Below are 2,484 nucleotides of genomic sequence, written 5' to 3'. Positions count from 1 at the left end.
TCCCTTAGTAAAATCAATAACACAGAGTAAAGTCCATGCTTTTTATATAAGAAGCGCCCATCGCAGAAGGCTTTGTGCCAGCCCACTTCGTTGTTGCACTCACTTAAAAGGGAATAACCATTTCTACGTCAATGCGCCTAGAATTGAACTGGCACAATGCCTCTGAAACGAGCATCTTCAGGTAGTACGGGTATAATACTTTGCTGCTATTGGTTAGCAGCAAAGTGAGCGGTTGCCCGGTGTCAATTTTACAAAGGGCTGTAATGATTACTTATACAATGATGGATCTTCTGGATTAGGGCGGGTTTTAAAGCGTCTATGCAGCCACATGTATTGTGATTTATTGCGGCTAATAATCTGCTCAATGATGTGATTGCCGCGCTTAGCATCTTCAATTTCATTTTCGCCAGGAAAGTTGTCCAGTGGCGCTTGGATCTCGATATTGTAACCGGTGTCGCTGCTGTTTCGCTCAACAAAAAAGGGCAGCACTTTAGCTTTCCCCAGTTTGGCCAGCGTAGTGGCTCCGGTAATTGTAGCGGCTTCTTCAACAGCAAAAAATGGGATGAATGTGGCACTTGAACGGCCAAAATCTTGATCGGCGGTATACCAGATAACATTAGGCGCTCGTAAGCTTCGCACCATCTGGCGTAGATCTCTTTTCGGTACTAAAGCCTTATTAGAGCGTAGTCGCCCTTTTACCTGCAAATATTCCATCACCGGATTGTTGTGCGGACGGTAAACGCCGACACCGGGTTGGAACTGGCCAAAGATCCGTGCGCCCATCTCTAATGGTAAACAGTGAACAGCAAACAAGATCACCCCTTGGCCATTATCGAGTGTCTGCTGCACATGTTGTTGGCCTTTTATGGTCATATGCTGCTGAATTTTTTCATCCGACCACCACCAACCATTAATAGTATCGAAAATGGCTTTACCCGTTTGTTCGAAATTCTCACGCAGCAGAGCTTGTTGCTCGGCATCACTCATTTCGGGAAAACACAGCTGTAAATTACGTTTAGCAGTATTAACGCGTTTACCAACAATACCCATTGCCAGTCTGCCAAGCACTGCCCCCATTTTCATTTGAATACGCAAAGGCAATACTTGCGTGAGGCGCATAAGGCCTACACCTAGCCAAAGGAGCCAGTACTTAGGATGATAAAGATGAGATGAAAACTGGGCTTTTTCTACCACGGAAAACTCGAATACATTGAAAAATTACTCATTATTCTAACGCAATCTCGCCCACATTTACTCAACATCATTAAAAATTAGGTACAATCAGGGTTAAATCTGTGAAAGAACCCGCCATAGTGGCGTTATTTCCTACATTTAAGTGCAGCAAAGTGCAGCAGCCATGTTGCTATTGAGTTTGCAGAGGAACATCCCATTGAGCCGATTAAGACCACCATGGCAACCCAATAGCGCAGTAGCACAATGGCTATAGCATTGGCTGCGAGTTTACTGCTTTCAAGTGGTTTTCTTTGGGAGGATGTTGCAAGCCAACAGGCTCTCATCTGCGAACGTGACATACTAGCGACTTGTTTAGAAGCACTGCCTCAGTCAGCTAGATCCCAGTTGCCTAACAGCCAATTACTTCAGCTCTCAATGGGCGCACGTGCAGCCATGGTGTTACCGATCCTTCACCGCGAAATTGCCGGAGTCTTGGTGACTGATTTTGATAAACTGCCGCATAAGCGCAGCGTAAACTGGGGCACGGGTCATTACTCGTTAGCGCTTAATCGGCAAGATGAACTGACCTACTGGCATGAGTTGGGTCACCTTGAAGCGATAGCGGCAATGCAAAGCCTAAATCTACAGATTAACAGCACCTACCAACATGAGTGGTTATCTGATCTTTACCTAGTTTGGCGGGTAGCCAATGAAACGAATAGCCTAGATTTAGCTTGGCAGCAATACCATAGGCGCAATATCGATGTGATAGCCAATACCGAGTTTATGTCCCACTGGAGCGTTCCTATTTTGGCGCAAGCATTACAGCACTACAGTGTAAAACAGCTGCAATCCTTTGATAGTTTTAATGCCTTTTTAACCGATTTTTGGCCGCTGCTAACAGTACCTAATGATGACAGCATTGCCGAGTTTTCTAGCCTTATACAGCGCACCTTTGGCGCAGGCACTGTACAACCCTTACCTGGTTACATGTATTGGCGTAAACCCGATTTAGGCCGTTACCTAGAGCCGACGCTGATTAAGATTATGGGGCAATCAAGTGCAAAGCACTGGTTAGCAGAGCAAAATATGCAGCCAGAGACACCGAGCATAGCTCCTCGACTGTAACTGTAAAATCTCGTTTGGTGCCTTATTTCTGGATACGATAGATTTAACGTAGCGAGCCTTAAGATCAGTATCGAGGTTAAGGGGATATATGGCAATCAAGCGTAATTCAGCTGCATTGAGCCTTTGCAAGTCGCCGTGAATATATCCCTATAGGCTCTACTAATTCATCCATGATTTAGAAGC

2 protein-coding genes are annotated in these 2,484 nt (G+C 45.4%); one reads left to right on the top strand and one right to left on the bottom strand.

The window, feature by feature from the left end:
- Positions 1-267 precede the first annotated feature (267 nt).
- A complete protein-coding gene (locus AB4238_RS13840; protein ID WP_372033948.1) occupies positions 268-1,194 on the bottom strand; it encodes an LpxL/LpxP family Kdo(2)-lipid IV(A) lauroyl/palmitoleoyl acyltransferase in 927 nt (308 codons plus the stop codon).
- A gap of 243 nt (positions 1,195-1,437) precedes the next feature.
- Between AB4238_RS13840 and AB4238_RS13835 the strand changes: the two genes are divergently transcribed.
- Positions 1,438-2,301: a hypothetical protein gene (locus AB4238_RS13835; RefSeq protein WP_372033947.1), complete on the top strand. Its 864-nt coding sequence runs from the start codon at positions 1,438-1,440 to the stop codon at positions 2,299-2,301.
- Positions 2,302-2,484 lie beyond the last annotated feature (183 nt).

The sequence above is a fragment of the Shewanella sp. 10N.286.45.A1 genome (assembly GCF_041470405.1).
In the GTDB taxonomy this organism is placed as follows: domain Bacteria; phylum Pseudomonadota; class Gammaproteobacteria; order Enterobacterales; family Shewanellaceae; genus Shewanella.
This window is presented reverse-complemented; position numbering and strand designations above follow the sequence as displayed.